Source organism: Promicromonospora kroppenstedtii DSM 19349 (assembly GCF_000515355.1).
In the GTDB taxonomy this organism is placed as follows: Bacteria; Actinomycetota; Actinomycetes; order Actinomycetales; family Cellulomonadaceae; genus Promicromonospora; species Promicromonospora kroppenstedtii.
The window spans coordinates 20,274-21,085 of record NZ_KI911568.1 but is presented as its reverse complement, the minus strand read 5'-3'; the positions used below and the strand labels follow the sequence as shown (position 1 = coordinate 21,085).

The 812-nt window shown below is 76.6% G+C and carries 1 protein-coding gene; it reads left to right on the top strand.

All coding sequences use genetic code 11. From position 1 onward, the window contains the following. A partial coding sequence (locus PROKR_RS00775) for an aminotransferase-like domain-containing protein (RefSeq protein ID WP_157601790.1) occupies positions 1–812 on the top strand: 812 nt, incomplete at both ends.

Here is an 812-nt window from a genome sequence, read left to right as displayed (position 1 = left end):
CGGTACGCGGCGGGCCACCGCGGCGTCCGCGTGGGGGCCGACGACGTCGTGGCCACCACCGGCGCGCAGCAGGCCCTCGACCTCGTGGCCCGCGTGCTGCTCGAACCGGGCGACGTCGTCGCCGTGGAGGACCCTGGCTACCCCGAGGCGCGCGAGCTCTTCGCGCTGCACGGGGCCGAGGTGGTGCCCGTGCCGGTCGACGCCGACGGCCTGGTCGTGGACCAGATCCCGGCGCGTGCCCGGCTGGTCTACACCACGCCGTCGCACCAGTTCCCGCTCGGGATGCCGCTGTCGCTCGCCCGGCGCCGTGCCCTCCTGGCGCACGCGGCCCGGTACGGCGCTGCCGTGGTCGAGGACGACTACGACAGCGAGTTCCGCCGCGTGAACCGTCCGCTGGAGCCGTTGCAGGCCCTGGACCGCGACGGCCGCGTGGTCTACGTGGGCACCTTCTCCAAGTCGCTGCTGCCCGGCTTGCGTGTGGGGTACCTGGTCGCGCCCCCGTCGCTGCGCGACGCGCTGCTCGCCGCCCGGCAGCTCACCGACGGGCACGGGGCCGTGCACGTGCAGGGGGCGCTGGCGCGCCTGATCGACGACGGCCTGCTGGCCCGGCACGTCCGCAAGGCGTCCGCCGCCTACGCCGAGCGGCACGAGATCCTGCTCGACGCCCTGGCCGGGCTGCCCCTCGAGGTGGTCCCGTCGGCTGCCGGCCTGCACGTGGCGGCCTACCTCGCGGGCGGCGTCCCCGTGGGCTCGCAGACCCTCGTCGCGCGGGCCCGACGCCGGTCGGTCGGCCTGGAGTCGCTGGCCGCCTT